Below are 26,999 nucleotides of genomic sequence, written 5' to 3' on the forward strand. Positions count from 1 at the left end.
CAAAAAAACCCTTGCAGGTCAAGCAGACATCATCATATCTGTTGCTTTACTCCGGCGTTCATTTTAGTTAGCGTGTTGAGCTTGCCGGGTTCCCGGCCTCTCCCAGATTAAAGGACACTCGTTTCATCATGTATTCAGGACTGCTGATTATTCTGTTACCGCTGATCGCCGGTTATCTTATTCCCTTGCGCAGCAAACCCCTGATTCAGACTATTAACCGTCTGCTGAGTTGGATGGTGTACGTCATTCTGTTCTTTATGGGCATCAGCCTGGCATTTCTGGAGAATCTCAGCAGCAATCTGGTGCTGATATTCCAGTATACCGGGGTGTTTTTCCTGTGCATTTTCTGCGCTAACCTGCTGATGTTGTTTGTGCTGGAGCGCCGCAGGCCGTGGAAAAACACCCACAAGCAGGAAAAATTGCCTTCGCGCCTGCATATGGCGCTGGAATCCCTGAAGCTGTGCGGCGTGGTGCTGGGGGGATTTGTGCTGGGCCTGACGCAGTGGCAATGGCTGCAATTTGCCAGCAAAGGCAGCGAGTATGCCCTGCTCTTCCTGCTGTTATTGGTCGGTATTCAGTTGCGCAATAGCGGTATGACGCTGCGCCAGATCGTGCTCAACCGCCGTGGCATGATCGTGGCGGTGGTGGTTGCGGTCAGCGCACTGGCTGGTGGCGCGCTGGCGGCGCAGTTGCTGGGCCTACCGCTGAAAACCGGGCTGGCGATGGCTTCCGGCTTCGGCTGGTATTCCCTTTCCGGCATCCTGATTACCGACGCTTACGGCCCGGTATTGGGCAGCGCAGCTTTCTTCAACGATCTGGCGCGCGAACTGGTAGCCATTATGCTGATCCCGACGCTGGTGCGCCGCAGCCGCTCCTCGGCGCTGGGTTTGTGCGGAGCCACCTCAATGGACTTCACCCTGCCGGTTCTGCAACGCAGCGGCGGGCTGGAAATGGTGCCTCCGGCGATCGTACATGGTTTCCTGCTGAGCCTGCTGGGACCGGTGCTGATGGCCCTGTTCTCCTGACTCTTTCGACGCGCCCTTACCGTATCCCCTGAATAACTCGAGCTGTAGGAAAACCAACGTACCTACAGCTTGAAATATGACGGGGCGCAAAGTGTAATAATTCCCATCCGCACGCTAAATTGTCCTACATCAAGTTTAGGTAAAGTTGTACTAAAAAAGTCTTTTTAAGCTCGCCCTGCCGTTCTATGCTCAAAAACAGGCATTATAAATGCAACTTTAAAAAGGAAGCGATTATGTTCTGTGTGCAATGTGAACAAACTATCCGGACACCAGCAGGTAACGGCTGCTCTTACGCTCAAGGGATGTGTGGCAAAACGGCAGAAACCTCCGACCTGCAAGATCTGCTGGTCGCTGCGCTGCAAGGCCTCTCCGCCTGGGCGTTACAGGCTCGGGCGTTAGGCATTGTCGATCACGATATCGACAGTTTCTCTCCACGCGCCTTTTTCTCAACGCTGACCAACGTGAATTTCGATTCCGACCGCATTATCAGCTACGCGCGTGAAACCATTGCCCTGCGCGAATCACTGGCCGCACGCTGCCGCCTGCTGGACGCCAGCGTGCGCGTCGATCATCCACTGGCGGCCTTGCAACTGGCTGGCAACGATATGCCAACGCTGTTGCAGCAGTCTGCACAGTTTGACCTCAATACCGATAAAGCCGACGTGGGTGACGATATTCACGGCCTGCGCATGCTGTGCCTGTATGGCCTGAAAGGGGCCGCTGCCTATATGGAGCACGCCCATGTGCTGGGGCAGTTCGACAACCAGATCTACGCCGATTACCACGCCTTTATGGCCTGGCTTGGCACTGCGCCGCGCGATGTTGATACCCTGCTGAATAACGCCATGGGCATCGGCAAGATGAACTTCAACGTTATGGCGATCCTCGATCGCGGCGAAACCCTGGCCTACGGCGATCCTCAGCCCTCTTCGGTCAACGTGCGCCCGGTGGCAGGCAAGGCCATCCTGATTTCCGGCCACGATCTGCAAGATCTGCGCCTGTTGCTGGAACAGACCGAAGGTAGCGGCATCAACGTTTATACCCACGGCGAAATGCTACCAGCCCATGCTTACCCAGAACTGAGAAAGTTCACCCATCTGGTGGGCAACTACGGTGGCGGTTGGCAGAACCAGCAGACCGAATTCGCCAAATTCCCTGGCCCGATTGTGATGACCTCCAACTGCATTATCGATCCGAACGTCGGCAATTATGGCGATCGTATCTGGACGCGCAGCATGGTTGGCTGGCCGGGCGTCAAACACCTGGAAGGGGATGATTTCAGTGCGGTAATCAGCCAGGCGCAGCAGCTCAACGGCTTCCCGTATAATGAGCTTGAGCACCTGATCACCATCGGCTTTGGCCGCCAGGTGCTGCTGAACGCCGCCGATACGGTGATCGACCTGGTGACACAGAAAAAACTGCGCCACGTCTTCTTGGTTGGCGGCTGTGACGGCAGCCGTGACGATCGCAGCTACTTCACCGACTTTGCCCGCAGCGTGCCGCAGGATTGCCTGATCATGACGCTGGGATGCGGCAAGTACCGTTTCAACAAGCTGGACTTCGGCACGCTGGAAGGTCTGCCACGCCTGCTGGACGTCGGCCAGTGTAACGATGCCTATTCAGCCGTGATGCTGGCGGTAAAACTCTCCGAGAAACTCGGCTGCACGGTGAACGATCTGCCGCTCAGCCTGGTGCTGTCCTGGTTTGAACAGAAAGCGATCGTCATCCTGCTGACGCTGCTGTCACTGGGGGTGAAAAATATCGTCACCGGCCCAAGCGCACCGGCGTTCCTGACCGATAACCTGCTGGCGGTGCTGAATGATAAATTCGGCCTGCGCCCAATCACCACTGTAGAACAGGACATGCAAACACTTCTTGGCTAATGCCATTTTCCGGGGCTGCGATGGCGGCCCCGTTTTTTATTTTTGAGGTGCCCGATGACCCCACCTAACCCACTTTGCCCTAACCCGATGCAGGTACACTCCATTCAGCAGGAAACCGCCGATGTCTGGACGCTGAACCTGATTAACCCTGATATTTACCTCTACCAACCTGGTCAGTTTGCGCTAGTCAGCATTCGCAACAGTGAAGATACGCTGCGCGCCTACACCCTTTCCTCTTCACCCGGCTTGAGCCGCTTTATCAGCCTCAGTGTGCGTCGCCTGCCCGAAGGCACCGGTTCGCGCTGGCTGACGCAAGAGGTCAAACCCGGCGACGTGCTGTGGCTGTCAGACGCACAAGGGGATTTCAGTTGTACCCAGCACCCTGGCGATCGCTATCTGATGCTGGCGGCCGGTTGTGGTATCACGCCGGTGATGTCGATGTGTCGCTGGCTGGTGGCCAACCGCCCGCAGTGCGATATCCGGGTGATCTACAACGTGCGTACTCTGGCAGATGTGATTTTTGCCGATGAATGGCAAGATCTGTGTACCGCTCATCCACAGTTACAGTTGACGCTGATCGCCAAACAAAGCGCGCACTCTGGCTTGCTGAACGGCCGTATCAGCGCACCATTCTTGCAACAGGTAGCGCCAGACATCACTGAGCGTATCGTGATGGCCTGTGGCTCCGAGCTTTATATGCAGCAGGTGGAGCAACTCTGTGAGCAACTTGGCGTCCCGGCTTCACGCTTCCACAAAGAGCAGTTCCATACCTCCGCGGAACAGCACAACGAGCAAGGCGAACCACTGACGCTGCGCATCGGCCAACCACTGCGCGAATTCCGCGTGCCGGTCGGCAGTACGCTGCTCGCGGCGCTAGAGGCCCATAAACTGCCGGTCCTTGCCGCCTGTCGCGCTGGCGTGTGCGGTTCCTGCAAAACCCGCATTGTGGAAGGCCACTACACCACCAGCAGCACCATGACGCTGACGCCAGCAGAAATCGAACAAGGCTATGTCTTGGCCTGTAGTTGCCAGTTACAGGGCGATGTGACTCTCGCCTGATCGAACATCCATCACACCCTGCATTTTCTGCTTTTTCAGCGCTGCAATCCGGTTATGATGGGAGCCATTTCTCTGATTGGCGATAAGGATTCGTATGCTCATAGATTTACGCAGTGATACCGTCACACAACCCTGCGCGGCCATGCGCAGCGTCATGGCCAATGCCGAGGTCGGTGACGATGTGTATGGTGATGACCCAACGGTGAACGCACTGCAAGCAGAGGCCGTCAGGCTGTCCGGTAAAGAAGCGGCGCTGTTCCTGCCCACCGGTACCCAGGCGAACCTGGTAGCCCTGTTAAGCCACTGCCAGCGCGGTGAGGAATACATCGTTGGCCAGCAGGCGCACAACTACAAATACGAAGCCGGTGGTGCCGCCGTGCTGGGCAGCATTCAGCCGCAGCCGATCGAGGGTAACCCAGACGGCACTCTGCCATTGGATAAAGTGGCGGCGGCAATCAAACCCGACGATATCCATTTTGCCAAAACCCGCCTGTTGAGCCTGGAAAATACCATCAGCGGCCGCGTGTTGCCGCTTGATTATCTGCAACAGGCCTGGCAATTCACCCGCGAACACCATCTGGCGCTGCATATTGATGGTGCGCGTATTTTTAACGCCGCCGTGGCGCTCAACGTTCCGTTGCAAACCCTCGTGCAATATTGCGATACCTTTACCATTTGCTTGTCGAAAGGGCTGGGTGCGCCGGTGGGATCGCTGCTGTGCGGCAGTGAAGCGTTTATCCAGCGTGCCATCCGCTGGCGTAAAATGACCGGCGGCGGTATGCGTCAGGCCGGTATTCTGGCGGCAGCGGGCCTGTATGCGCTTGAGCATAACGTGGAACGTTTGCAGGACGATCATAACAACGCCAAATGGCTGGAACAGCAACTGCGCAACATCGGCGTAGATATCGCCGAGCCGGGCGCACAGACCAACGTTTTGTATCTGCGTCAATCCCCAGAGATGGCCGCAAAACTCGGCCCATGGATGCGTGAAAACGGCGTGTTGATCAGCTCAGGGCCGCTGACGCGCATCCTGACGCATCTCAACGTCAGCCGTCAGGATCTGCAGAAAGTGGTCGATTTGTGGCAGGCATTTCTGCATCAGCATGCCTGAGGCCGTTTAACCGCAATCCCCTGAGGCTTTTCAGGGGATTAACCATACAAGATCTCAAACCACCATCCGGCCGTAGAACCAATAACCGGCTCCCAGGATGACCAGCAGGTTCAGCACCACGCTGAGCATAAAATAGGTCTTGAAGGGCTGTTTTTGCGTTTTATGCCGGAACAGCTGTTGGCCTAAAATAGCGCCTAACCAACCCCCTATCAGCCCGAACAGCAGTAGCGTGATTTCCGGCACGCGCTGCCACCCTTTGCAGGCAGCGAGTTTATCGCCACCATAAACCAGCAGCGTCAACAGGTTAACCAGCAACAACCAGACCCACAGAGGGTTTGAAAAGTACAGGCAGCCAACGGATACCAGCACCAGGGAAAGATAACAGAAATGATTGATTTTCATGGAAGTTCACGAACTCATAGCAAGATACGCTGCGTATAGTGGACTGACGCCAGCTCAAATGCAACGCTGAATACCCACACAAAAAATGCATTTAATCAGCAAATTTGGCATCCTGTCACTCCGCTTACACCAACGTTAATGACACAAGGCAGCATTGATGATACCCCAACGTATTCTGGTTCTCGGAGCCAGCGGCTATATCGGCCAGCATCTAATCCCCCGCCTGGTGGAACAGGGCCATGAGATCACCGCCGCAGCGCGTCGCATAGAATGGCTGGAAGAGCAAAACTGGCCACGCGTGAATTGCCGCTACGTGGATATCTATCGCCCAGAGACGCTGACCGCAGCCCTGTGGCAGATTGATGCCGTCTACTACCTGATTCATGGCATGGGTGATGGCGATGGTTTTATTGAAAAAGAACGCCAGGCAGCAGAAAACCTGCGCATCGCCCTGCGTGGTTCTAAAGTCAAACAGGTGATTTTTCTTGGTGCGTTGCAACCGGAGGGCGAAAGCTCACCGCACCTGATCGCCCGTAAGTTGACCGGCGAAATTCTGCGCCAGAGCGGTATCCCGGTGACCGAATTGCGTGCCAGCATCGTCGTTGGTCCCGGTTCTGCGGCCTTCGAAGTGATGCGCGACATGGTCTATAACTTGCCGATCCTCACCCCGCCGCGCTGGGTGCGTTCCAAGTCTTCTCCGGTTGCACTGGAAAATCTGCTGGTCTATATGACCGAGTTACTGCAACACCCGGCACAGGAAAACCGTATTTTTGACGTCGCCGGGCCGGAATACATCAGCTATCAAACCCTGTTCGAGCGCTTTATCGTCATCAGTGGCAAAAAACGCTGGCTGATCCCGATCCCGCTGCCAACGCGTTTTATTTCGGTGTGGTTTATCAGCATGATTACCTCGGTTCCCACCTCGATTGCCAGCGCGCTGATCCAGGGATTAAATCACGATCTCCCCGCCGACGGCGCGCCGTTGCAAGCCTTGATCCCACAACGGCTGCAAACCTTTGATGAAGCGGTAAAGGAAACGCTGCGCCGCGAGGATGAAGTGATCGACTCCGCCGACTGGGGTTACGATCCCGAAGCTCGCGCCCGCTGGCGGCCTGGCTACGGATTTTACCCGAAGCACGCAGGTTGCACGCTGGATACGCAAGCCTCTAGTGCCGCCTTGTGGCATGTGGTTCAGCAACTGGGCGGCAAGGAAGGCTACTTCTATGCCAACATCCTGTGGCAAATTCGCGCACGCATGGATGATATGGCGGGTAATGGCATCGTTTATGGCCGACCAGCGCGGGATACGCTAGAGGTTGGCGATCTGGTGGACGGCTGGAAGGTGATCACCATGAAGCCGCTGCGCCAGTTGGCACTGATGTTTGGCATGAAAGCACCGGGCCTTGGCAGGCTGACATTCAGCATCAAAGATTTTGGCGACCACCGCCAGCTTGATGTACGCGCCTGGTGGCACCCTGCGGGTTTCAGCGGGCTGTTGTACTGGTTTGTAATGATGCCTGCGCACCTGTTTATTTTCCGCGGTATGGCTAAGCGCATCGCCAAACTGGCCGAAGAATACGACCACCGGCGCCCTTGAACATGGCGGAGTGCCTATTTACCGATCAACCGCACAGTTTGCCGCAGCGGTTGGGTGCTTTCCGATTGCATAGCGCACAGATTCACGAAAGAATGGCGCCCTATTTGCCGGGGAGTAGCAACTCCCCGCTCAGCATCCTGATTTTTGGTGAGAACTCGAGTTCGCTATGAAGGTATTGGTCACCGGTGCAACCAGTGGTTTAGGCCGTAACGCCGTTGAATATCTCCGCCGCCAGGGCATAAAAGTGCGTGCCACCGGCCGTAACCAGGCAATGGGCAGCCTGCTGGAAAAATTGGGTGCCGAATTCATTCATGCCGATCTCACCAATCTGATCTCTTCGCAGGCCAAGGCCATGCTGGCGGATGTGGACGTGTTATGGCATTGCTCCAGTTTTACTTCTCCGTGGGGCACGGAAAAAGCCTTTGAGCTGGCCAACGTGCGTGCCACCCGTCGTTTGGGTGAATGGGCGGCGGCTTACGGTGTTTCGCAGTTTATCCATATCTCTTCACCGGCGATTTACTTCGATTACCGGCATCATCGCAACGTGGGTGAGGATTTCCGCCCACAGCGCTTTGCCAATGAGTTTGCCCGCAGCAAAGCCGCCGGTGAACAGGTGATCCAGCAACTGGCGTTATCCAACCCGCATACCCACTTTACGATTTTGCGCCCTCAGGGGCTGTTTGGCCCGCACGACAAGGTGATGCTGCCACGCCTGCTGCAAATGATTAAGCACTATGGCAGCCTGCTGCTGCCGCGCGGCGGTAATGCCTTGGTGGATATGACTTATCTGGAAAACGCCGTCCACGCCATGTGGCTGGCGACCCAGAAAGAAAATACTCCGTCTGGCCGCGCCTACAACATCACCAATCAGCAGGTATGCCCATTGCGTGTGGTGGTGCAGCAACTGATCGACGAACTGGGCATGAAGTGCCGCATCCGCTCAGTGCCTTATCCGATGCTGGATATGCTGGCACGCGGCATGGAAAAGCTGAGCAACAAAAGCGAGAAAGAGCCGGTACTGACCCATTACGGCGTAGCCAAACTCAACTTCGATCTGACGCTGGATACCTCCAGAGCACAGCAGGAATTAGGCTACCAGCCGCTGATTTCGCTGGAAGAAGGCATCAGCCGCACGGCCCGCTGGCTGAAAGATCACGGCAAGCTGCACGGTTTGTAATCAGCGAACTGCGCCATATTTTGCCAGCAACGCATCAATAATCGCCTCACTCTCTGCATCCGGTTCACCGCGATAATCGCTGGGCCGGAAGTGCATCTGAAATGCCACCAGCACATTGCGCTGCTGCTTGGCATCCCACAGTGGATCGACGGCGTAACCATAGCGTGCCAGCTTCTCCAGCAGTGCCGCCATCGGCACCGGCAATTGTTTATCGCGCCCCGCCAGATAGCGCTCGACCACCGGCTTATCCGGCCAGGCACCGATGCCCGCCTGCGCCAACTGTTGCCAAGGGAATAACGGCCCAGGATCCTGTTTACGCTGCGGAGCAATATCGCTGTGGCCCACCACATCCGTCGGTTGCATGGCATAACGCTGCACAATATCGCTGCTGAGGCGAATCAGCAGATCGATTTGCTCGGCGGTATAGGGTTGCCACTGCTTGCTCAGCAAAGTACGACTGAAACCTGGGTTGACGATCTCAATCCCGATCGAGGTGTCATTCAAATTGCTACGCCCACGCCAGTTGCTGGCCCCGGCATGCCAGGCGCGCATCTCTTCAGGAACCAGTTGAAAGGCGACCGGTTTACCATCGCGTAATGGCGGATGCTCAGGCAACAGATAATGGGCGCTGACGTGTTCATCGGTCAGGGTTTTCAGCGAGGAATGGAAATCCTCGGCGGTATAATGCATCACCAGAAAACGGATGCGCCGATCGGCCCCTTGTGCCTGATGACGCGTTTCCAACTGATAACTGCCGCGATCCACCACCGTGTCGTGCCCTGAACTTTGGCAGCCCACCAGCAGCATTAGCGCTATGGCAACGATCCCTAACCTGATGTTCACCTGTTTCTTCCTGTGTTTTTCACGGATTTCCTGATTAAGGATATCACCTCAACCGGTGCACGCTATACGCCAATTACCGGCAGCACGCCTTGATTGCGCACAAGTTCCCAACAATTTAAGAAAATTCGCTACCAATATCACACAGTGCGCGACAAATCCGCCATTCGTGCGTAAGTCGCGGTATCTTGTGCTATTGTTTCATCGTTATGACGCACAGTAATAAATTTTAACTCACAAAGATTGCATAAGTATTCTGTGGAAGTTAACATTCGCGACATCAATGTCTATTCAATTCCGGCGCATGAGTATTCAACTAAAAGATATCAATTGCTTTTACGGCGCGCACCAGGCGCTGTTTAACATCACGCTGGATTGTCCAGCAGGGGAAACCTTAGTGCTGCTTGGCCCAAGCGGCGCGGGGAAAAGCTCGTTGCTGCGGGTGCTAAACCTGCTCGAAATGCCACGCTCAGGCCACTTGCAGATCGCGGGTAATCAGTTCGACTTCAAGCACGCACCGGGTGAAAAAGCTATCCGTGAGCTGCGCCAGAATGTCGGCATGGTATTCCAGCAATATAATCTCTGGCCCCACCTGACCGTGGTGCAGAATCTGATCGAAGCCCCTTGCCGCGTGCTTGGCTTGACCAAGGCACAAGCGATGGAGCGTGCCGATAAGTTGCTCAAGCGCCTGCGCCTGACCGACTTCGCCGATCGTTTCCCGCTGCATCTTTCCGGTGGTCAGCAGCAGCGTGTGGCCATTGCCCGGGCGCTGATGATGGAACCTCAGGTGTTGCTGTTCGATGAGCCAACCGCCGCGCTGGATCCGGAAATCACCGCCCAGATTGTCAGCATCATCCGCGAACTGGCCGGTACCGGTATCACTCAGGTGATCGTCACCCACGAAGTTGAAGTCGCGCGTAAAACCGCCAGCCGTGTGGTGTATATGGAAAACGGTCATATCGTGGAACAGGGCGATGCCAGCCACTTTGCGCAGCCGCAAACCGCTGAATTTGCCAACTACTTATCACACTAATAAATTGATTTGCTGTTTTTAGGGGAGTTTGCGATGAAAAAATTCATCATTGCCGCCGTTCTGGCTGGCATCAGCGTTTCCGCCTCCGCGGGCGAAACCGTCCGTTTTGCTATGGAGGCTTCCTATCCTCCGTTCGAATCTATCGGTGCGGACAATAAAATTCAGGGCTTTGACGTCGATCTGGCTAATGCCTTGTGTAAAGAGATCCAGGCCGACTGTAGCTTCACCAATCAGGCGTTTGACAGCCTGATCCCTAGCCTGAAGTTCAAACGTTTCGAGGCAGTAATATCTGGGATGGATATCACTCCTGAGCGTGAAAAGCAGGTGCTGTTCACCCAACCTTACTATGCCAACTCGGCGTTGTTCATCGTCCAGAAAGGCAAAGTGACCGACGTGGCTGCGCTGAAAGGCAAACGCGTTGGCGTGCAGAACGGCACCACTCACCAGAAATACCTGACCGACAAGCACCCGGAAATCACCACCGTGCCTTACGACAGCTATCAGAACGCCATTCTGGATCTGAAAAATGGCCGTGTTGATGCGGTATTCGGTGATAGCGCCGTGGTTAACGATTGGCTGAAGCAGAACGCGGAGTTGGCTACCCTGGGTGACAAGGTGACGGACAAAGGTTACTTCGGTACCGGGCTGGGCATCGCCGTACGCCTGCAAAATACCGAACTGCAGGGCAAGTTCAACGCCGCCCTGGACAAAATCAAACAGGATGGGACTTACGAAACCATCTACAAAAAATGGTTCCAGCAGTAATCATCATCCATGAATGAAATCCAACCTTTAGCAAGCGCCGCCGGGATGACCGTCGGCCTTGCCGTTTGTGCCCTGGTCCTCGGACTGATCCTGGCGATGCTGTTTGCCGTCTGGGAGTCATCGCGCTGGAAAGTGGTCAGTTGGCTCGGCACCGCCTGGGTGACCCTGCTGCGCGGCCTGCCGGAAATTCTGGTGGTGCTGTTCATCTATTTCGGTTCATCGCAGCTGTTACTGATGCTGTCGGACGGCTTTACCCTGAATTTTGGTCTGTTCCAGTTGCCGGTACAGTTGGCTATCGATAACTTCGACGTCAGCCCGTTCCTGTGCGGCGTGATCGCTCTGGCCCTGCTCTATTCGGCCTATGCCTCACAAACGCTGCGTGGCGCGCTGAAAGCGGTGCCACAGGGCCAATGGGAATCCGGCCAGGCACTGGGCTTGGGGAAAGCAGCGATCTTCTTCCGCCTGATCATGCCGCAGATGTGGCGTCACGCGTTACCTGGATTAGGTAACCAATGGCTGGTGCTGCTGAAAGATACCGCGCTGGTATCGCTGATCAGCGTCAATGATTTGATGCTGCAAACCAAGAGTATCGCCACCCGTACTCAGGAGCCGTTTACCTGGTATGTGATCGCAGCGGCGATCTACCTGGTCGTCACCCTGCTCAGCCAGTACATCCTCAAACGGATCGAACTCCGTACGACGCGTTTTGAACGGGGGCCATCCTAATGCTTGAGTTCCTACCAGAAATCCTCAAAGGGCTGCATACCAGCCTGACGCTGACCATTGCGGCGCTGTTTGTTTCGCTGCTGTTGTCGCTGCTGCTGACGGTGATCCTGACGCTGAAAACGCCGGTGCTCACCCCATTGGTGAAGCTCTACATCACGCTCTTTACCGGCACCCCATTGCTGGTGCAGATCTTCCTGATCTACTACGGCCCAGGCCAGTTCCCGGCGATCCGCGAATATCCATGGCTGTGGAGCCTGCTTTCACAGCCCTGGCTGTGTGCGATGATCGCGCTGGCGCTAAACAGTGCGGCCTATACCACCCTGCTGTTCCACGGTGCGGTACGCGCTATCCCGGCAGGCCAATGGCAGTCCTGCGAAGCGCTGGGCATGTCGCGCCAGCAAACGCTGCGAATTCTGCTGCCGTTTGCCTTCAAGCGTGCGCTGTCGTCCTATTCCAACGAGGTGGTACTGGTATTCAAAAGTACTTCGCTGGCTTACACCATTACGCTGATGGAAGTGATGGGCTACAGCCAACTGATGTATGGCCGCACTTATGATGTGATGGTGTTCGGTGCCGCAGGTATCGTTTACCTGTGCGTCAACGGCTTGCTGACGTTGCTGATGCGTCTGATCGAACGCCGCGCACTGGCATTTGAACGCCGTAACTGATCGCCCCTGCTCTATTCGGCCCTGCTCAATGCGGGGCTTTTTTATGCGCAAAATTAAATTTTAAGTCATTTAAATTGCATATAAATTCATTAAATGACATATTAATCCGCATAGCCATCCAAAATACCGTTAGGTAAAAACCAATGATGGCGCGATAAAAACCATTTCTGACAGGAGTTTTACCCATGAAAAAGCTATTGCTTGCCGCCACGATGCTGGCCGGGATCGCCTTTAACGCCAGCGCTGCGGATACCATTCGTTTTGCCTCTTCGGCAACCTATCCGCCGTTCGAATCTCTCGATGCCAGTAACCAGATCGTCGGTTTTGATATCGATCTGGCGAAGGCGTTGTGCAAACAGATGCAAGCTGAATGCACCTTTACCAATCATGCATTTGATAGCCTCATCGCCGCGCTGAAATTCAAAAAATACGATGCGGTAATTTCTGGAATGGACATCACGCCAGAGCGCAGCAAGCAGGTTTCTTTCACTCAGCCGTACTATGCCAACTCGGCGATCGTGATCGCTGAGAAAGGGAAGTTCAACTCACTGGCGGATTTGAAAGGCAAAAAGGTCGGGATGGAGAACGGCACCACTCACCAGAAATACATGCAGGATAGACACCCTGACATCAACACAGTCTCTTATGACAGCTACCAGAATGCGGTTCTGGAGCTGAAAAACGGCCGTATCGATGGCGTATTCGGTGATACGGCAGTGGTCAATCAATGGCTGAAGACGAGCCCAACTCTGGCACCGGTGGGTGAGCATGTCACCGACGCGGCCTACTTCGGCACCGGCTTAGGCATTGCGGTGCGCCCAGATAATCAGGCGCTGTTGGCCAAACTGAATACCGCTCTGGAAGCTATCAAAGCGGACGGCACCTACAAGGCGATCAACGATAAGTGGTTCCCACAGTAAGCTGACCACTCACGTCTTACGGGCCTGCTTGTCGGGCCCTTGTTACTTGCGCACCAGCAGCGTCAACACTTCATAGTGTGCGGTATGTGGGAACATGTCGAACAGTTGCACGCGCTCAATACGGTAATCCACTAACATCACAATATCCTTCGCCATAGTTTCTGCGTTACAGCTCGAATAGAGGATATACCCCGGCGCCATGCGGTTGAGATAATCACACAGGTCTTTACCAATCCCTCGCCGCGGTGGGTTAACCACCACCAGTTCAGGAACGCTGCCTTCTGCGGTGGCAAAGCGGGTTGAATCCAACGCCTGAAAATCAACCTGCTGCAAACCCAGCTTTTGTGCCGACAATCTGGCACAGGCGATGGCCTCCGCGCTGATCTCGATACCGGTCAGGCGCGTTTGCGGCTGCGCGCAGTGCAAACCAAAGCCGCCCACGCCGCAAAACAGATCCCACATGCTGCTAATACCCAAAGCATGCACCCAATCGCGCGCGGTCGCGTACAGGCGGCTGGCAACCTGCGGGTTAGTCTGGAAAAAGCTCTGCGGGCGAATATATAGCGGTATCTGATTGAACTGCTCTTCCAACGTTTGCTGTTCGGTCAACGGGATTTCGCATTCCCCCTCCATGATCGCCATATGCACTGGCTGAATATTGGCGGAGATAACCTGCAACTGCGGTAACTGCTGCTGTAACCAGGGCAAAGCAGCACGCAGCTGCGCCAGCTTGTTCTCTGAACGCAGCACAAAGCGCAGCATCATGCCGCCATTACAGGTGCTTTCAGTTAGCAGTAAATATTTCAACTCACCGCGCTTACGCGCCACGTTGTAGGGCGTTAACCCAGCACGGGCAATAAAGCTTTTTAATAGGCTAAATACCGGTGCAAAACTGGCGGGATAGAGCGGACAGGCGCACAAATCAACCGACGAGCCATCACGGTGCAACATCCCCAATAGCGGGCGTTCAACGCTGCCGCTGACCACCATTTTCGCCTTATTGCGAAATGCACTTTGCTCCCCGGCAACCGGTTCCAGCCACTCCGCAACCGGGTGCCCAGCCAGCAGCGATTGCAGGTGATGCTGTTTTTCAGCCAGTTGCTGCGGGTAAGGTTTTTCCAGCCACTGACAGGAACGGCAGGTGCCCGCCGAGTACAAAGCGCAATGCATGAATATTAACCGTGAAATCAGGATGACTAATGAGGGCGCAGATTGTAGCACTGTATACCCACAAAAACTTACTTGTGGGTAATGAAAAAGCGCCGCCTGATCAGGCGGCGCGTTGAGCCAGGTTAATCGCTAGATACGACGATCAGCCGCGGGCAGCCCTTTGCAGCTCACGCGCACGCTGTTTCTCTGCACGCGCCATAAACCACCAGGCAATAAAACCGAGCACACCAACCACCAGCAGGATCAGCGTCGCCAAGGCGTTGATTTCCGGGTTGACCCCCATCCGCACGCTGGAGAACACCAGCATCGGCAGCGTGGTAGCTCCTGGCCCGGCAACGAAGCTGGCAATCACCAAATCATCCAGCGACAGGGTAAACGCCAGCATCCAACCGGAGATCAAGGCTGGAGCAATCATTGGCAAGGTGATCACAAAGAACACTTTCAGCGGCGTTGCCCCCAGATCCATCGCAGCTTCTTCGATCGAACGATCAAGCTCACGCAGGCGCGAACTGATCACCACCGAAACATAGGCGGTACAGAAAGTGACGTGCGCCAGCCAGATGGTGAACATCCCACGTTCCGACGGCCAACCAAAAGCATGCCCCATGGCAACAAACAGCAGCAGCAACGACAAACCGGTGATCACGTCCGGCATTACCAGCGGTGCCGTCAGCATAAAGGCAAAACCGGTTGAACCACGGAAACGGCCAAAGCGCACCATCACCACGGCGGCAATAGTACCGAGGATCACCGCCGCCGTGGCCGACGCCGCCGCAATGGTCAGGCTCAGGCCAACGGCGCTGATCATCGCCGAGTCATTAAACAGCTCAACGTACCAACGGATTGACCACCCTGCCCACACCGTAACCAGCTTCGAGCTGTTAAACGAGTAAATCACCAGCATCAGCATCGGTGCGTAGAGGAAGGTGAAACCTACCACCAGAATGGCGATGCGCCATGGTGAACGTACGACCGGCAAGTTATTCATCCCTGCCCTCCCATTTCCTTGTTCTGGTGCTTGTGGAACCAGATAATCGGTACAATCAACAGCAGCAGCATGATAGTGGCAACCGCCGAGGCCACCGGCCAGTCGCGGTTGTTGAAGAACTCCTGCCACAGCACGCGGCCGATCATGATGCTATCCGGCCCGCCGAGCAGTTCCGGGATCACAAACTCCCCCACCGCCGGGATAAATACCAGCATCGAACCGGCAATAATGCCGCCGCGCGTCAATGGCACAATCACGCTGAAAAAGGTTTTCAGCGGCTTGGCACCGAGATCCAGCGAAGCTTCCACCAGCGAATAATCGAGACGCGTTAATGCGGTATAAATCGGCAACACCATAAATGGCAGATAGGAATAAACCACGCCGATATACACCGCCAGATTGGTATGGAGGATCACCAACGGCTGATCGATCACCCCTAACCACATCAGGAAGTTATTCAGTACGCCGTTGTTCTTCAGGATCCCCATCCAGGCATACACGCGGATCAGGAACGATGTCCAAGACGGTAAAATCACCAGCAACAGCAGAATATTACGGGTCGATGATTTACTGTGTGCCACCGCCCACGCCAGCGGGTAACCGATCGCCAGGCAGCACAGCGTAGAGACAAACGCAATTTGCAGCGATTGCAGATAGGCATCAATATACAGCGGATCTTCGGCCAGCAGCAGATAGTTGGCAAAGTTCAGCGCAATGTCGAGCTTGCCGTCCGCCCAGCTCATCAGATCGGTATAAGGTGGGACTGCCAGCGCCAATTCCGACAGGCTGATCTTGAACACGATCAGGAATGGCAGCATAAACAGCAGCACCAGCCACAGGTACGGCAACGCGATCACCAGCTTGCGGCCATGAGCCATTTGCAAACGCTGGATAAAGGCTTTTATCGCACCGGGCGTGCGTGCCGGGGGCTCCGGCGTACGTTCAGAAAGCAATGTCATAATGGTTACTCCTCACCTTCTCAACTACACCGTCAAGACCACACAGCTATCGGTTTCCCAGCATAGGCGCACTTCGTCACCCCAGGTCGGCATTCCTTTACGGAAACGGTGACCATTCTGCAACTGAGCGCTGATCATCTGCCCACTGAGTAATTTCACGTGGTAGATCGATAAATCCCCCAGGTAAGCAATATTCACCACTTCACCAATGGCAAAGTTGCAGCCATCTTCCGGCAGATCTTCACACAGCATGATTTTTTCTGGACGCAGTGCCACCTGGATCGGCACCCCATCCACGACCGAAGAATCAGGATCCACCTTCAGTGCATGGCGCAGGCCGGGGCTTTGCAGGATCAGGGCATCATCGCGCCGCTCTTGCAGCACGCAATCGAACACGTTGACCGAACCGATAAATTCGGCGCTGAAACGGCTGTTCGGATGCTCATAAATCTCTTCCGGCTCACCAATCTGCACAAACTTGCCGCGATTCATAATGGCAATACGCCCCGCCATGGTCATCGCTTCTTCCTGATCGTGGGTGACCATCACGCAGGTCACGCCCACGCGCTCCAGGATATCCACCACCTCAAGCTGCATGCGATCGCGCAGTTTTTTATCCAGCGCCCCCATAGGCTCATCCAGCAACAGCAGTTTTGGCCGTTTAGCCAGGCTGCGTGCCAGTGCCACGCGTTGGCGCTGGCCACCGGAAAGCTGGTGCGGCTTACGCTTCGCGTATTCCTGCATGTGCACCAGAGAAAGCATCTCCGTTACGCGCTCGTTGATTTCCGCACGCGGCATTTTGTCCTGCTTAAGGCCAAAAGCAATATTTTGCTCCACCGTCATATGCGGGAATAACGCATAGGACTGGAACATCATGTTCACCGGGCGTTGGTAAGGCGGGACGTGGGACATGTCCTGACCATCAAGAACAATCTGCCCTTCGGTTGGCTGTTCAAAGCCAGCCAGCATGCGCAACAGCGTGGATTTTCCGCAACCGGAAGGGCCAAGCAGCGCAAAGATTTCGCCTTTATAGATCGTCAGGCTGACGTCTTCGACCGCATTCTGGCCATCAAAGGTTTTGGTGAGGTTACGAATTTCCAGCAGAGGGGTGAATACCTTCTGCGATTTGGCTTGAGGACGAGGAATGGCGTCGTTCAATCGGGGTGCTCTCCGGCTAAAACAGTACAAATAACCACAGCTATTGCCATGGCCCAAAATGGCAAAGCAGGCGGGAATAACCCCCGCCTGCTGGTCAGATAATATCAAGCCCTACCTGTAGAGCTTTTAAACATTACTTCCCGCTTTTAACTTTAGTCCAGGCACGGGTAATAACACGGTCAACTTTCGGCGACTGCACGTTCAGCGCAAACAGCTTGGCACGAATGTCCGCTGGCGGATAAATGTTCGGGTTATCACGCACCTCGGCATTAACCAGTGGAGTGGCTTCTTTAACCGCATTGGCATAAAAGACGTGGTTGCTGATATCCGCGATGATTTCTGGTTTCAGCAGGAAGTTCAGGAACTGGTAAGCCGCATCTTTGTTTTTCGCATCTGCTGGCATCGCGAACATGTCAAAATAAGCCAGTGCCCCTTCCTGCGGAATGGTATAGGCCACGTTCACACCGTTTTTCGCTTCCTTGGCACGGTTGGCCGCCTGCATCACGTCACCGGACCAGCCGATCGCCACACAGATATCCCCGTTCGCCAGATCGTTAATGTATTGAGAAGAGTGGAAATAACGGATGTTCGGGCGCAGTTTCATCAGTAAATCGTTCGCCGCCCCAATGTAATCTTCCGCATTGGTGCTGTTCGGATCTTTGCCCAGGTAGTGCAGTACGGTGGCATACACTTCACTTGGCGCATCCAGGAACGACACACCACAGCTTTTGAGTTTTTCCAGATTCTCTGGTTTGAGGATCAGATCCCAACTGTTAACCGGTGCATCTTTACCCAGCGCGGCTTTCACCTTATCGACGTTATAGCCGATACCGGTCGTCACCATCATGTAAGGGATGCCGTACTTGTTGTCTTTATCGTTATTGGCCACCAATTTCAGCATCTCAGGATCGAGATTTTTGTAATTGGGTATCTTGCTCTTGTCCAGCGGTTCAAAAATACCGGCTTTGGACTGGCGCTCAAGGAAGTTGGACGAAGGCACCACCAGATCATAGCCGGTACTGCCCGCCATCAATTTGCCTTCCAGCACTTCATTGGAGTCAAAGACGTCATACACCACTTTAATGCCAGTTTCTTTCTGGAATTTAGCGAGGGTATCCGGCGCAATATAGTCGGACCAATTGTAGATGTGCAGCGTATTCTCCGCGGCTGATGCGGTGACGGAAGCCGCCATCAGCAAACCGGCGACAACACCCGATAACCACTTTTTACGTTGGTTGACCATCCGTAACTTCCTCCAAAAACAAGGGGGGTAAATTTGTATCCTGAATGGATACAAAACCTTCGACTCATCGAGCACAATCGTTACGATCGCGAATGAATGGCTATGCAATTGATTACATAAACTTTTTTCATCTACCTAGCCCGCGCGGCCGCAAAGGGAAACGCAAGCCCTTAACAGAATCAGCAGCATAACCGGAGTTGCCGGGGTGTACCAGTCTTCACAGTAAAAAACGCCTTTTATCGATTTTTTATGCACTGGTTCTTTATGTGATACGCCAATTGCGGCACAAACAGCGAGAAATATAGGGCTATAAGAGAGAAATGCAGAATATTTCATTGCAGGGAGAAACTGGATCAGCATGCCGCCGGAGCTACGGCATGCATAACGTACAGCGGGAATCAGTGCAGCATTGGCTGGCGGGCGGCAGTAGCCGGGTTCTCTTCTTCATCCCCCATAAACAGCAGATCATTCGCCCTGGCTTCCAGGATCACCATCGAGATCTGTTCTTCACCCTGTTGCATAAAGTGGGCAAACTGTTCGTAAGCCACACCAACGGTAATACTCAGCGACTGGCAGACGATCAGTTTTGGCAGGTTATCATCCTGAATATCGACAAATGCCTTGATAGTCAGCGAGCTGGCATTAATCTGGCTCAGATCGGCCACCAGCGGGATCAACGCCGTCGGTTTTACCTCTGCCAGCGCAGAGAACAAAATCACGTCATCGACCAGATCGATTTTGGCATCGAATACACCATCGAAGTTTTGCATGTGCGGCAGATGCAGCGCCTGGCAAGAGTCACATTCAAAGAATGAGATACCCAATTGATCCAGCCAACGTCGTAATAACGCCAAATCGGGGACGATGAGTGAATCCATAGATAACCAGCCTCACAATATTCAAAACGTGAAAAGGCGCATAGCTTACGGAATATTCAATCGATATACCACGATCAAAGGCACTAAATTCGTTAATCAGATAATTACGAATGATGCAAGACAAGTTTGCACTAGAAAAACCAGGGTTTTACCACCGTTGAGATCCCCCTCCTGATTTCAACCGAAAGCCTGGCTTACAACGCTGTTCGATGTACTCAAGCATCATTCCGGCAATATCCAACCCGGTAGTGGTTTCTACACCTTCCAGCCCCGGGGAAGCATTCACTTCCATCACCAGCGGCCCACGATCGGCGCGCAAAATATCGACCCCGGCTACGTCCAACCCGAGCGTCGCGGCCGCTTTGATCGCCGTAGTACGCTCCTTGCCGGTAATTTGCACTCTGCGAGCCGTACCACCACGATGCAGGTTCGAACGAAACTCGCCGGGTTTTGCCTGCCGCTCAATGGCTGCCACCACTCGCCCCCCAACCACCAGACACCGGATGTCACTGCCTTGGGCCTCACGAATATATTCCTGCACCAGAATATGGGCATTCAGGCCGCGGAACGCGTCGATCACGCTCTCCGCCGCCTGACGGGTTTCCGCCAGTACCACGCCAATGCCCTGAGTACCTTCCACCAGTTTCACCACCAGCGGCGCACCGCCCACCAGTTCGATCAGATCGCCGGTATCATCCGGTGAATGGGCAAAACCGGTAATAGGCAGATCGATTCCCTGGCGCGCCAGCAGTTGCAACGAGTGCAGTTTGTCGCGCGCGCGGGTGATGGCGATAGATTCATTCAGCGGATAACTGCCAAGCAACTCAAACTGGCGCAGCACAGCGGTACCATAAAAGGTCATCGCCGAGCCGATACGCGGGATCACCGCATCGTAACGCTCCAGTTGGCGGCCACGATAGTGGATGGTCGGCGCCGCCGGATTGATATTCATATAACAAGAGAGCGGATCGATAATATCGATACTGTGACCGCGCTGTTCCGCTGCTGCCCGCAGCCTTTTGCACGAATACAATGAACCATCACGCGAAAGAATGGCAATTTTCACTCGTCACCCCAGGGACGTTGTCACCTGCACAGGCAGGCCTTCACCCATGGCCGCAGTCACTCCTGCGGGCCGTGGTCTTTTTTATCCGTTGGCGGCGCCTTCTTCGGCAACTGGCGATCGCGCAGTAACGGGCTGAACCCTTGTGCCATGCGCCAGACCAGATACGCGGCAGCCGGAACCATCAGCGCCACACCAAGGAAAATCATACCAACCGCCGCCTGTTGCGAAGCCAGTATGCCGGGCAAACGCACATAGTCATTAATACTCAGGTAGGCAAGCACCAACAACACCATGCCCAACCCTTCGAGCACCAATACCGAGCGGGGTAAGTCACCGAATGAACGCATATTTTTCTTCTCCAGACTTGCTGTGCTCAGTGTAGTGAATTCCCCGCCGCCGCAACAGCCCCTGATGATTAATCGGTTCTATGAATCAGACCAACAGGCAGATCCTGCTTTTTTTTACCTGCGGCAACGGGCATAGTAAGAGCCAAGAACGTGAGTGATCGCGCTACTGATGTCTTTTTATGACGGATGGAATGTCGTTACAATAGCGGTCAATGATTTGAATAACAGACTAGGAGTGTGACATGTTTGCTGTAATCTTCGGCCGTCCCGGCTGTCCTTACTGTGTCCGTGCTAAAGAGTTGGCAGAAAAATTGACTGAAGAGCGTGACGATTTCAACTTCCGCTATGTTGATATCCACGCTGAAGGTATCTCCAAAGCCGATCTGGAAAAAACGGTCGGCAAACCGGTAGAAACCGTGCCACAGATCTTTATCGATGAGAAACACATTGGCGGCTGCACTGATTTTGAAGCCTATGCCAAAGAAAATCTGAACCTGTTTCAGTAACTATTTGCGGTAAAACAGTGAAAAGGCGCCTCAGGGCGCCTTTTGATTCATTACTGCCTGCCACGCGAGTGAAGCTGCTGCAGCGCATGCATAATAACCCGCATGAACAAAGACAGCATGGCACCAAAAACGCACCAGAACACCGCACTAACGATATACGCCAACTCCTGCCAAAGTGAATAACCGGGCGTCAGCCAGAAATGACGGATAAACAGACAAAGTGGCACCGCATAGAGCGCCCCGAGCAGTGGACACAAAATGCGTTTCTTGCTCGACAGATAGCTGGCAATAGCACCAGGGATCACAAACAGCAGCAAACCTGTCTCACCATTATGAGCAGACTCTGAACCGCTGAAAACCCCGCCCTTCTGGCCCAGAAAAACCAGGCTAAACAGCAAGAAACTGCTGAAAATACCCAGCCAGTAGCGATAGCTTGTCATACACTTCTCCCCTTTAGCGATGTGACCACTGGCTACATCGTAAAAACAGTCTTCTCACAGACGTTGTGATGCGCAGCCAAAGCTGGCAACGCTGACTGAACTTTTCCTTGGCTATAAAAAGGGTTAAATGCATCGGGCGGCGCATACAGGCATGCTTTATGCTGGCTGTCGCGCGTCATAGAGACTAGAATAAGCGCCGCTGATCGATGGTCTGAATTGCCTTCCGCTGGTTAGCTGTTCTATAAGTTTTTATCCCTATATTCTATAGGTAAATTTATATCTTATAGTTTTATACATCAAGAATTTACTGGTAAACAATAAGTTATCCTACGTGAACATAAACGTCGCTAGTTTGTTAAGCGGTAACTATATCCTGTTACTGTTTGTGGTACTCGCCCTGGGGCTCTGCCTTGGAAAACTCCGTCTGGGTTCCGTTCAACTCGGTAATTCCATTGGCGTTTTAGTGGTATCGCTGTTGCTCGGCCAGCAACACTTCGCCATTAACACCGAAGCCCTGAATCTCGGTTTTATGCTGTTTATTTTCTGCGTTGGCGTTGAAGCCGGCCCGAACTTTTTCTCGATTTTTTTCCGCGACGGCAAAAATTACTTCATGCTGGCGCTGGTGATGGTCGGTTCAGCGATGGTGATCGCTATCGGTCTTGGCAAACTGTTCCAATGGGATATCGGCCTCACCGCCGGTATGCTCGCCGGTTCAATGACCTCTACACCCGTGCTGGTAGGCGCTGGCGATACGCTGCGTAACACCATTACCAATGGCCCGGCGCTGCTGTTGGCCCAGGATCATCTGAGCCTGGGCTATGCCCTGACTTACCTGATCGGCCTGGTGAGCCTGATTTTTGGCGCACGCTACCTGCCAAAATTGCAGCATCAGGATCTCCCGACATCCGCCCAACAGATTGCCCGCGAGCGTGGCCTGGATACCGATAGCCAGCGCAAAGTCTATCTGCCGGTGATCCGCGCCTATCGTGTTGGTCAGGAACTGGTTGCCTGGGCAGATGGCAAAAATCTGCGTGAACTCGGTATTTACCGCCAAACGGGCTGTTATATCGAACGCATTCGCCGCAACGGTATTCTGGCCAACCCGGACGGTGATGCCGTGTTGCAGGTTGGGGACGAAATCTCGCTGGTGGGCTATCCCGATGCCCATGCACGCCTCGATCCCAGCTTCCGTAACGGTAAAGAAGTGTTCGACCGCGACCTGCTGGATATGCGCATCGTGACCGAAGAGATTGTGGTGAAAAACAGCAACGCCGTGGGTAAACGCCTGAGTCAGTTGAAACTGACCGATCACGGCTGCTTCCTGAATCGCGTGATCCGCAGCCAGATTGAAATGCCGATTGACGACAGCATTGTGCTGAATAAAGGTGACGTGTTGCAGGTTAGCGGTGATGCGCGCCGTGTGAAGAGCGTGGCAGAAAAAATCGGGTTTATCTCTATTCACAGCCAGGTCACCGACCTGCTGGCCTTCTGCGCTTTCTTTATTATCGGTTTACTGATTGGGCAAATCACCATCCAGTTCAGCAACTTCTCATTCGGCATCGGCAACGCTGCCGGTCTGTTGATGTCTGGCATCATGCTTGGCTTCCTGCGCGCCAACCACCCAACGTTCGGCTACATCCCGCAGGGTGCGCTCAATATGGTGAAAGAGTTTGGCCTGATGGTGTTTATGGCGGGTGTTGGCCTGAGTGCTGGCGCGGGCATTGGGAACAGCTTGGGTGCCGTTGGCGGCCAGATGCTGATTGCGGGCTTAATCGTCAGCCTGGTACCGGTGATCATCTGCTTCCTGTTCGGGGCTTACGTCTTGCGGATGAACCGAGCCCTGCTGTTCGGTGCCATCATGGGGGCACGTACCTGTGCCCCGGCGATGGAGATCATCAGCGATACGGCACGCAGCAACATCCCTGCGCTGGGTTATGCTGGGACCTACGCTATCGCTAACGTATTGTTAACGCTGGCAGGTTCGCTCATTGTGGTGATCTGGCCAGGCATATGGGGATAACGCATCAACGAAAGAAATGATTCAATGGCAAAATATTTTTGATTTTTTTATCGGCCACCAGAACTTTTCGATCTGACGATAGTCTGAATTAGTGCCACTGCTTTTCTTTGATGTCCCCAATTTGTGGAGCCCGTTAGTCCCGCCGTTTCAGGTTCAAGACTAGCGGGTTTTTTATTGCCTGAATTTTAGTGTCTTTTAAAAAAATTATCTACATTGCAATAAGTTATCCGATGGCGACAAAATGGCGGCGCATTTTTTACAGGCGAAAAAACCTGCTTTCGCAGGCTTCTTTCAGATCCACAGTGTTCCCAGCCAAATACCCCCATCGGGTGTGGTGCCGGATACTTACTGGTTTGTGCAAGACTGGAAAGAGGCGCACCAATTTGCACCCGGGAGCGTATTTCACCTGATTGAACCGGATATCAATCAGGAACTGTACGGCCTGCCGGAATACCTGAGCGCGTTGAACTCCGCATGGCTGAATGAAGCCGCCACGCTGTTTCGCCGCAAGTATTACCAGAACGGCGCAAACTCGGGGTATATCCTGTATATGACCGACACAGCACAAAGCACCAGTAACGTGGACAGGATGCGGCAGGCGATGCGCGATACCGAAGGGTTAGGCAACTTCCGTAACCTGCTTATGTACGCGCCTAACGGCATCAAGATTTTGCCGTTGAGTGAGGTCGCCACCAAAGATGATTTTTTCAATATCAAAAACTCCAGCCGCGACGATCTGCTGAGTGCGCACCGTGTGCCGCCGCAGATGATAGGGATCATCCTGGACAATACCGGGGGTTTTGGGGATGTGGAGAAGGCCAGTCAGATATTTGTGCGCAACGAATTAGCGTCGTTACAGAAATGGATGAAAGAGATTAATGGATAGATTAGGCTGTGTCCCTCAATTACATATTCGTCGTAAAAACAGCCGGATACAGCCCAGTTGAACCATCGACAGGTAGTTCCTCGCTGTTTTTTCATAACGCGTTGCTATGCGGCGGTTTTCTTTCAGTAAACCAAAGCTTCTTTCTACAACATTGCGCTTACGATAAGTCTCTTTATCAAATCGGGTTCGTCCATCTGTACTGGCCTTTTCATTCGACTTATGCGGAATAACGACCTTGATACCACTCCGCTTTAACTCACTACGTAATGCCTTGTTTGAATAGGCTTTATCAGCGAGAACGGCCTTGCCTCGACGCTTCATAAAACCATTTTTTCTCAGAACGCCGATGCCATCTAACAGCCGTAGCGCAAACTGACTTTCATGAGCTTGACCCGCACTCAGCGCGATATTTAAGGGAAACCCGTTTCCGTCTGTTGCCAGATGGATTTTGGTGCCATAACCGCCTCGTGAGCGACCCAAGCCATGATCACGGGTGATATCGGGATGTTTTTTTGGGCACCGGCAGCACAACGAATTGCACGAATATTGCTACCATCCAGAGAGATAGCAGACCAGTCGAGCAACTTATGTTCATCAAGAATGGAAAGTAACTTATTGAATATAGAGTTAATGATGCCTTTTTTTGCCCACCGGTTGAAACGGTTGTAGACGGTTTTCCATGACCCATAGCGTTCGGGTAAATCACGCCAGGGAGCCCCAGAGCACAGAACCCAAAACATGCCATTGATGACTTTACGGTGTTCAATATAGGGATGCCCAGGGCGCTGAGAGCGTTCTGGAGGTAATAATGGCAGGATAAGTGCCCATGCAGCATCAGGAAAATCGTAGCGAGCCATAGCGATAACTGTCTGAAAATTAGGTGATCAGCATCTTAATGATCCCCTCATTTTTAGAGACTCAAATAATTCCAAGTGTGCGGGTATATAACCGATGCTGCAATGATCCCCTCATTTTTAGAGACTCAAATAATTCCAAGTGTGCGGGTATATAACCGATGCTGCCTCAGGTAATAAGTAAACTTCTCCATCAACAACGTCGCGTAGGCTTCTTTCATTTTAGGCAGCAACTGATAGTAGATGACACCCTGTCGGAAAAATGAATACGTTCGGCTTTTGCTGGTATTGACCTTGATCGTTCGTTCCAGACCCACGCTGTCACCCGCCTTGCCCAGCAGCGTCAACAGGACTATCGCCAGCGCACTGAACAGAAATAATCGGTCGCGTCGTGCCGGATTTTTGACACGAACCTGACCCATTCCCATGCCAAATCTGTAGTCCTTGATGTCCCGAAAACTGCTCTCGATACCCCAGCGCTGACCATACAGACTCAAGGCCTTGGCAGCGCTCAAATCGACGCGATTACTCGCCAGAAACCACGGCTCTTTCATACCGCTCTTGTGACAGCAATAGACCCGCTCGACCCGCTGTCGTTGCCCGGTAAGCTCCACCTCTTTGAGCGTGCGAGTTCGCCCGGTCGGGGTAAGCCATTCAGTCGCCGGCACCTGAGCCATACCTGGGTAGCCAACGAGAATATTGCTTTTAAAACGAATGATATAGGCAAAACCCAACTCTTGTTCAAGACGTTCAAACAACGCCATATAACCGAAGCCACGGTCCGCCACGACGGTGACAAAAACCCCTTGCGGCAAGGTCTTCCTGAGCTTGGTTAACAGCGCCTTTTCATGAGCGTTGCGTTGCCCTTTGAGCAAGGATTTCTGGTGGGTTTTCCACAGGAGCGGCGTGTTGCGTCCATGGTTGGTTTGCAAGCTGATAACCAGGGTGCTGTGGTCATCAGTATCAAACTCAGTCCAATCCATGGAGACGACGATGTCAGTACGTTCAGCCACCACATAGGGAACCCAGTCATCAAACAGGCTCCAGACGTTTAGTTTAGTGTTGGTGAGCAGTCTATCAACCTGCTTGACGGCGTGCTTTCGCTCAAGGCCGCTTGCCAAAGAGAGCCCATTGCCAATTGCATGGATGGCCAATGAGCCCGACTCAATCACCCCGTGGGTTGCATTGGCGAGCGACAATACACGCTTGGCATGCATGTCCTGCCCGAATATGTCATCAATGTGGTTAAGGATTATTTCGTGGTTAAGCATGGAGATT

General features: G+C 53.6%; 26 protein-coding genes and 1 pseudogene. 14 read left to right on the forward strand and 13 right to left on the reverse strand.

Annotation, left to right across the window (positions count from 1 at the left end; genetic code table 11):
• Positions 1 to 128: 128 nt before the first annotated feature.
• The 4 genes from ACX9GT_RS15935 to ltaE all read left to right on the forward strand — a co-directional run bounded on the left by ACX9GT_RS15935 (position 129) and on the right by ltaE (position 5,078).
• Entirely contained in the window at positions 129 to 1,025 is an 897-nt protein-coding gene (locus ACX9GT_RS15935; RefSeq protein ID WP_473187695.1) for a LysO family transporter, read from the forward strand.
• A gap of 233 nt (positions 1,026 to 1,258) precedes the next feature.
• Positions 1,259 to 2,908: a hydroxylamine reductase gene (hcp, locus tag ACX9GT_RS15940; RefSeq protein WP_473187696.1), complete on the forward strand. Its 1,650-nt coding sequence runs from the start codon at positions 1,259 to 1,261 to the stop codon at positions 2,906 to 2,908.
• 54 nt (positions 2,909 to 2,962) lie between these two features.
• Entirely contained in the window at positions 2,963 to 3,967 is a 1,005-nt protein-coding gene (gene hcr / locus ACX9GT_RS15945) for an NADH oxidoreductase (protein WP_473187697.1), read from the forward strand.
• 94 nt (positions 3,968 to 4,061) lie between these two features.
• Positions 4,062 to 5,078: a low-specificity L-threonine aldolase gene (ltaE, locus tag ACX9GT_RS15950; protein ID WP_473187698.1), complete on the forward strand. Its 1,017-nt coding sequence runs from the start codon at positions 4,062 to 4,064 to the stop codon at positions 5,076 to 5,078.
• 54 nt (positions 5,079 to 5,132) lie between these two features.
• Here ltaE and ACX9GT_RS15955 read toward each other — a convergent pair whose 3' ends face one another.
• Positions 5,133 to 5,480, reverse strand: coding sequence for a DUF1294 domain-containing protein (locus tag ACX9GT_RS15955; RefSeq protein ID WP_473187699.1), 348 nt, complete (start codon positions 5,478 to 5,480; stop codon positions 5,133 to 5,135).
• A gap of 157 nt (positions 5,481 to 5,637) precedes the next feature.
• Between ACX9GT_RS15955 and ACX9GT_RS15960 the strand changes: the two genes are divergently transcribed.
• The gene (locus tag ACX9GT_RS15960; protein ID WP_473187700.1) at positions 5,638 to 7,077 is read left to right on the forward strand and encodes a DUF2867 domain-containing protein; all 1,440 of its coding nucleotides are present in this window, start codon (positions 5,638 to 5,640) and stop codon (positions 7,075 to 7,077) included.
• Between the two features lie 166 nt (positions 7,078 to 7,243).
• On the forward strand, positions 7,244 to 8,254 hold the full coding sequence (locus ACX9GT_RS15965; RefSeq protein WP_473187701.1) for an NAD-dependent epimerase/dehydratase family protein: 1,011 nt from the start codon (positions 7,244 to 7,246) through the stop codon (positions 8,252 to 8,254).
• On the opposite strand, the gene ACX9GT_RS15970 is transcribed toward ACX9GT_RS15965, so the two are convergent.
• Positions 8,255 to 9,061, reverse strand: a complete 807-nt coding sequence (locus tag ACX9GT_RS15970; RefSeq protein ID WP_473191613.1) for an N-acetylmuramoyl-L-alanine amidase — start codon at positions 9,059 to 9,061, stop codon at positions 8,255 to 8,257.
• Positions 9,062 to 9,398: 337 nt separating this feature from the next.
• Between ACX9GT_RS15970 and artP the strand changes: the two genes are divergently transcribed.
• The 5 genes from artP (at position 9,399) to ACX9GT_RS15995 (ending at position 13,206) form a co-directional block, all read left to right on the forward strand.
• Entirely contained in the window at positions 9,399 to 10,127 is a 729-nt protein-coding gene (gene artP, locus ACX9GT_RS15975; protein WP_473187702.1) for an arginine ABC transporter ATP-binding protein ArtP, read from the forward strand.
• A 33-nt stretch (positions 10,128 to 10,160) separates the two neighbouring features.
• The gene (gene artJ / locus ACX9GT_RS15980) at positions 10,161 to 10,892 is read left to right on the forward strand and encodes an arginine ABC transporter substrate-binding protein (protein WP_473187703.1); all 732 of its coding nucleotides are present in this window, start codon (positions 10,161 to 10,163) and stop codon (positions 10,890 to 10,892) included.
• A gap of 9 nt (positions 10,893 to 10,901) precedes the next feature.
• Complete coding sequence (gene artQ, locus ACX9GT_RS15985) at positions 10,902 to 11,618, forward strand: arginine ABC transporter permease ArtQ (protein ID WP_473187704.1); 717 nt, start codon at positions 10,902 to 10,904, stop codon at positions 11,616 to 11,618.
• Positions 11,618 to 12,286: an arginine ABC transporter permease ArtM gene (gene artM / locus ACX9GT_RS15990; protein ID WP_473187705.1), complete on the forward strand. Its 669-nt coding sequence runs from the start codon at positions 11,618 to 11,620 to the stop codon at positions 12,284 to 12,286. Before artQ ends, artM begins: the two co-directional genes overlap by 1 nt.
• 185 nt (positions 12,287 to 12,471) lie before the next feature.
• A complete protein-coding gene (locus tag ACX9GT_RS15995) occupies positions 12,472 to 13,206 on the forward strand; it encodes an arginine ABC transporter substrate-binding protein (RefSeq protein ID WP_459402137.1) in 735 nt (244 codons plus the stop codon).
• Between the two features lie 42 nt (positions 13,207 to 13,248).
• Here the strand turns inward: ACX9GT_RS15995 and rlmC are convergent, their stop codons facing one another.
• From rlmC to ACX9GT_RS16035, 8 genes are all read right to left on the reverse strand, one after another.
• Entirely contained in the window at positions 13,249 to 14,376 is a 1,128-nt protein-coding gene (gene rlmC, locus ACX9GT_RS16000; RefSeq protein WP_473187706.1) for a 23S rRNA (uracil(747)-C(5))-methyltransferase RlmC, read from the reverse strand.
• A gap of 142 nt (positions 14,377 to 14,518) precedes the next feature.
• Positions 14,519 to 15,364, reverse strand: coding sequence for a putrescine ABC transporter permease PotI (potI, locus tag ACX9GT_RS16005; RefSeq protein WP_473187707.1), 846 nt, complete (start codon positions 15,362 to 15,364; stop codon positions 14,519 to 14,521).
• A complete protein-coding gene (gene potH / locus ACX9GT_RS16010; RefSeq protein WP_473187708.1) occupies positions 15,361 to 16,323 on the reverse strand; it encodes a putrescine ABC transporter permease PotH in 963 nt (320 codons plus the stop codon). Before potH ends, potI begins: the two co-directional genes overlap by 4 nt.
• A 24-nt stretch (positions 16,324 to 16,347) precedes the next feature.
• Positions 16,348 to 17,481 carry a putrescine ABC transporter ATP-binding subunit PotG gene (gene potG, locus ACX9GT_RS16015; protein ID WP_473191614.1) on the reverse strand — a complete coding sequence of 378 codons (1,134 nt, stop codon included), beginning with the start codon at positions 17,479 to 17,481 and terminating at the stop codon, positions 16,348 to 16,350.
• A gap of 133 nt (positions 17,482 to 17,614) precedes the next feature.
• On the reverse strand, positions 17,615 to 18,724 hold the full coding sequence (gene potF / locus ACX9GT_RS16020) for a spermidine/putrescine ABC transporter substrate-binding protein PotF (RefSeq protein ID WP_473187709.1): 1,110 nt from the start codon (positions 18,722 to 18,724) through the stop codon (positions 17,615 to 17,617).
• A 398-nt stretch (positions 18,725 to 19,122) separates the two neighbouring features.
• The gene (locus tag ACX9GT_RS16025) at positions 19,123 to 19,602 is read right to left on the reverse strand and encodes a type III secretion system chaperone family protein (protein ID WP_473187710.1); all 480 of its coding nucleotides are present in this window, start codon (positions 19,600 to 19,602) and stop codon (positions 19,123 to 19,125) included.
• Between the two features lie 148 nt (positions 19,603 to 19,750).
• Entirely contained in the window at positions 19,751 to 20,668 is a 918-nt protein-coding gene (gene rimK, locus ACX9GT_RS16030; protein WP_473187711.1) for a 30S ribosomal protein S6--L-glutamate ligase, read from the reverse strand.
• A 56-nt stretch (positions 20,669 to 20,724) separates the two neighbouring features.
• Positions 20,725 to 21,015, reverse strand: a complete 291-nt coding sequence (locus ACX9GT_RS16035; protein WP_473187712.1) for a YbjC family protein — start codon at positions 21,013 to 21,015, stop codon at positions 20,725 to 20,727.
• Positions 21,016 to 21,257: 242 nt separating this feature from the next.
• Here ACX9GT_RS16035 and ACX9GT_RS16040 point away from each other — a divergent pair, with 242 nt between their 5' ends.
• A complete protein-coding gene (locus ACX9GT_RS16040; protein ID WP_473187713.1) occupies positions 21,258 to 21,521 on the forward strand; it encodes a GrxA family glutaredoxin in 264 nt (87 codons plus the stop codon).
• Positions 21,522 to 21,571: 50 nt separating this feature from the next.
• Here ACX9GT_RS16040 and ACX9GT_RS16045 read toward each other — a convergent pair whose 3' ends face one another.
• Positions 21,572 to 21,961 carry an inner membrane protein YbjM gene (locus ACX9GT_RS16045; RefSeq protein WP_473187714.1) on the reverse strand — a complete coding sequence of 130 codons (390 nt, stop codon included), beginning with the start codon at positions 21,959 to 21,961 and terminating at the stop codon, positions 21,572 to 21,574.
• 331 nt (positions 21,962 to 22,292) lie between these two features.
• On the opposite strand from ACX9GT_RS16045, the gene ACX9GT_RS16050 reads away from it, so the two are divergent.
• Together ACX9GT_RS16050 and ACX9GT_RS16055 are read left to right on the forward strand one after the other, a co-directional pair.
• Positions 22,293 to 23,981 carry an aspartate:alanine antiporter gene (locus ACX9GT_RS16050; RefSeq protein WP_473187715.1) on the forward strand — a complete coding sequence of 563 codons (1,689 nt, stop codon included), beginning with the start codon at positions 22,293 to 22,295 and terminating at the stop codon, positions 23,979 to 23,981.
• 337 nt (positions 23,982 to 24,318) lie between these two features.
• Positions 24,319 to 24,867: pseudogene (locus tag ACX9GT_RS16055) on the forward strand (phage portal protein); the annotation flags it as partial.
• 15 nt (positions 24,868 to 24,882) lie between these two features.
• Here ACX9GT_RS16055 and ACX9GT_RS16060 read toward each other — a convergent pair.
• A protein-coding gene (locus ACX9GT_RS16060) for an IS5 family transposase (RefSeq protein WP_473187716.1) occupies positions 24,883 to 25,724 on the reverse strand; the annotation gives its coding sequence in 2 pieces (ribosomal slippage) (positions 24,883 to 25,382 and positions 25,382 to 25,724; 843 coding nt in all).
• Positions 25,725 to 25,849: 125 nt separating this feature from the next.
• Complete coding sequence (locus tag ACX9GT_RS16065) at positions 25,850 to 26,992, reverse strand: IS4 family transposase (protein ID WP_473187570.1); 1,143 nt, start codon at positions 26,990 to 26,992, stop codon at positions 25,850 to 25,852.
• Between the last annotated feature and the right edge of the window lie 7 nt (positions 26,993 to 26,999).

The organism is Serratia sp. YWN4, from assembly GCF_055790845.1.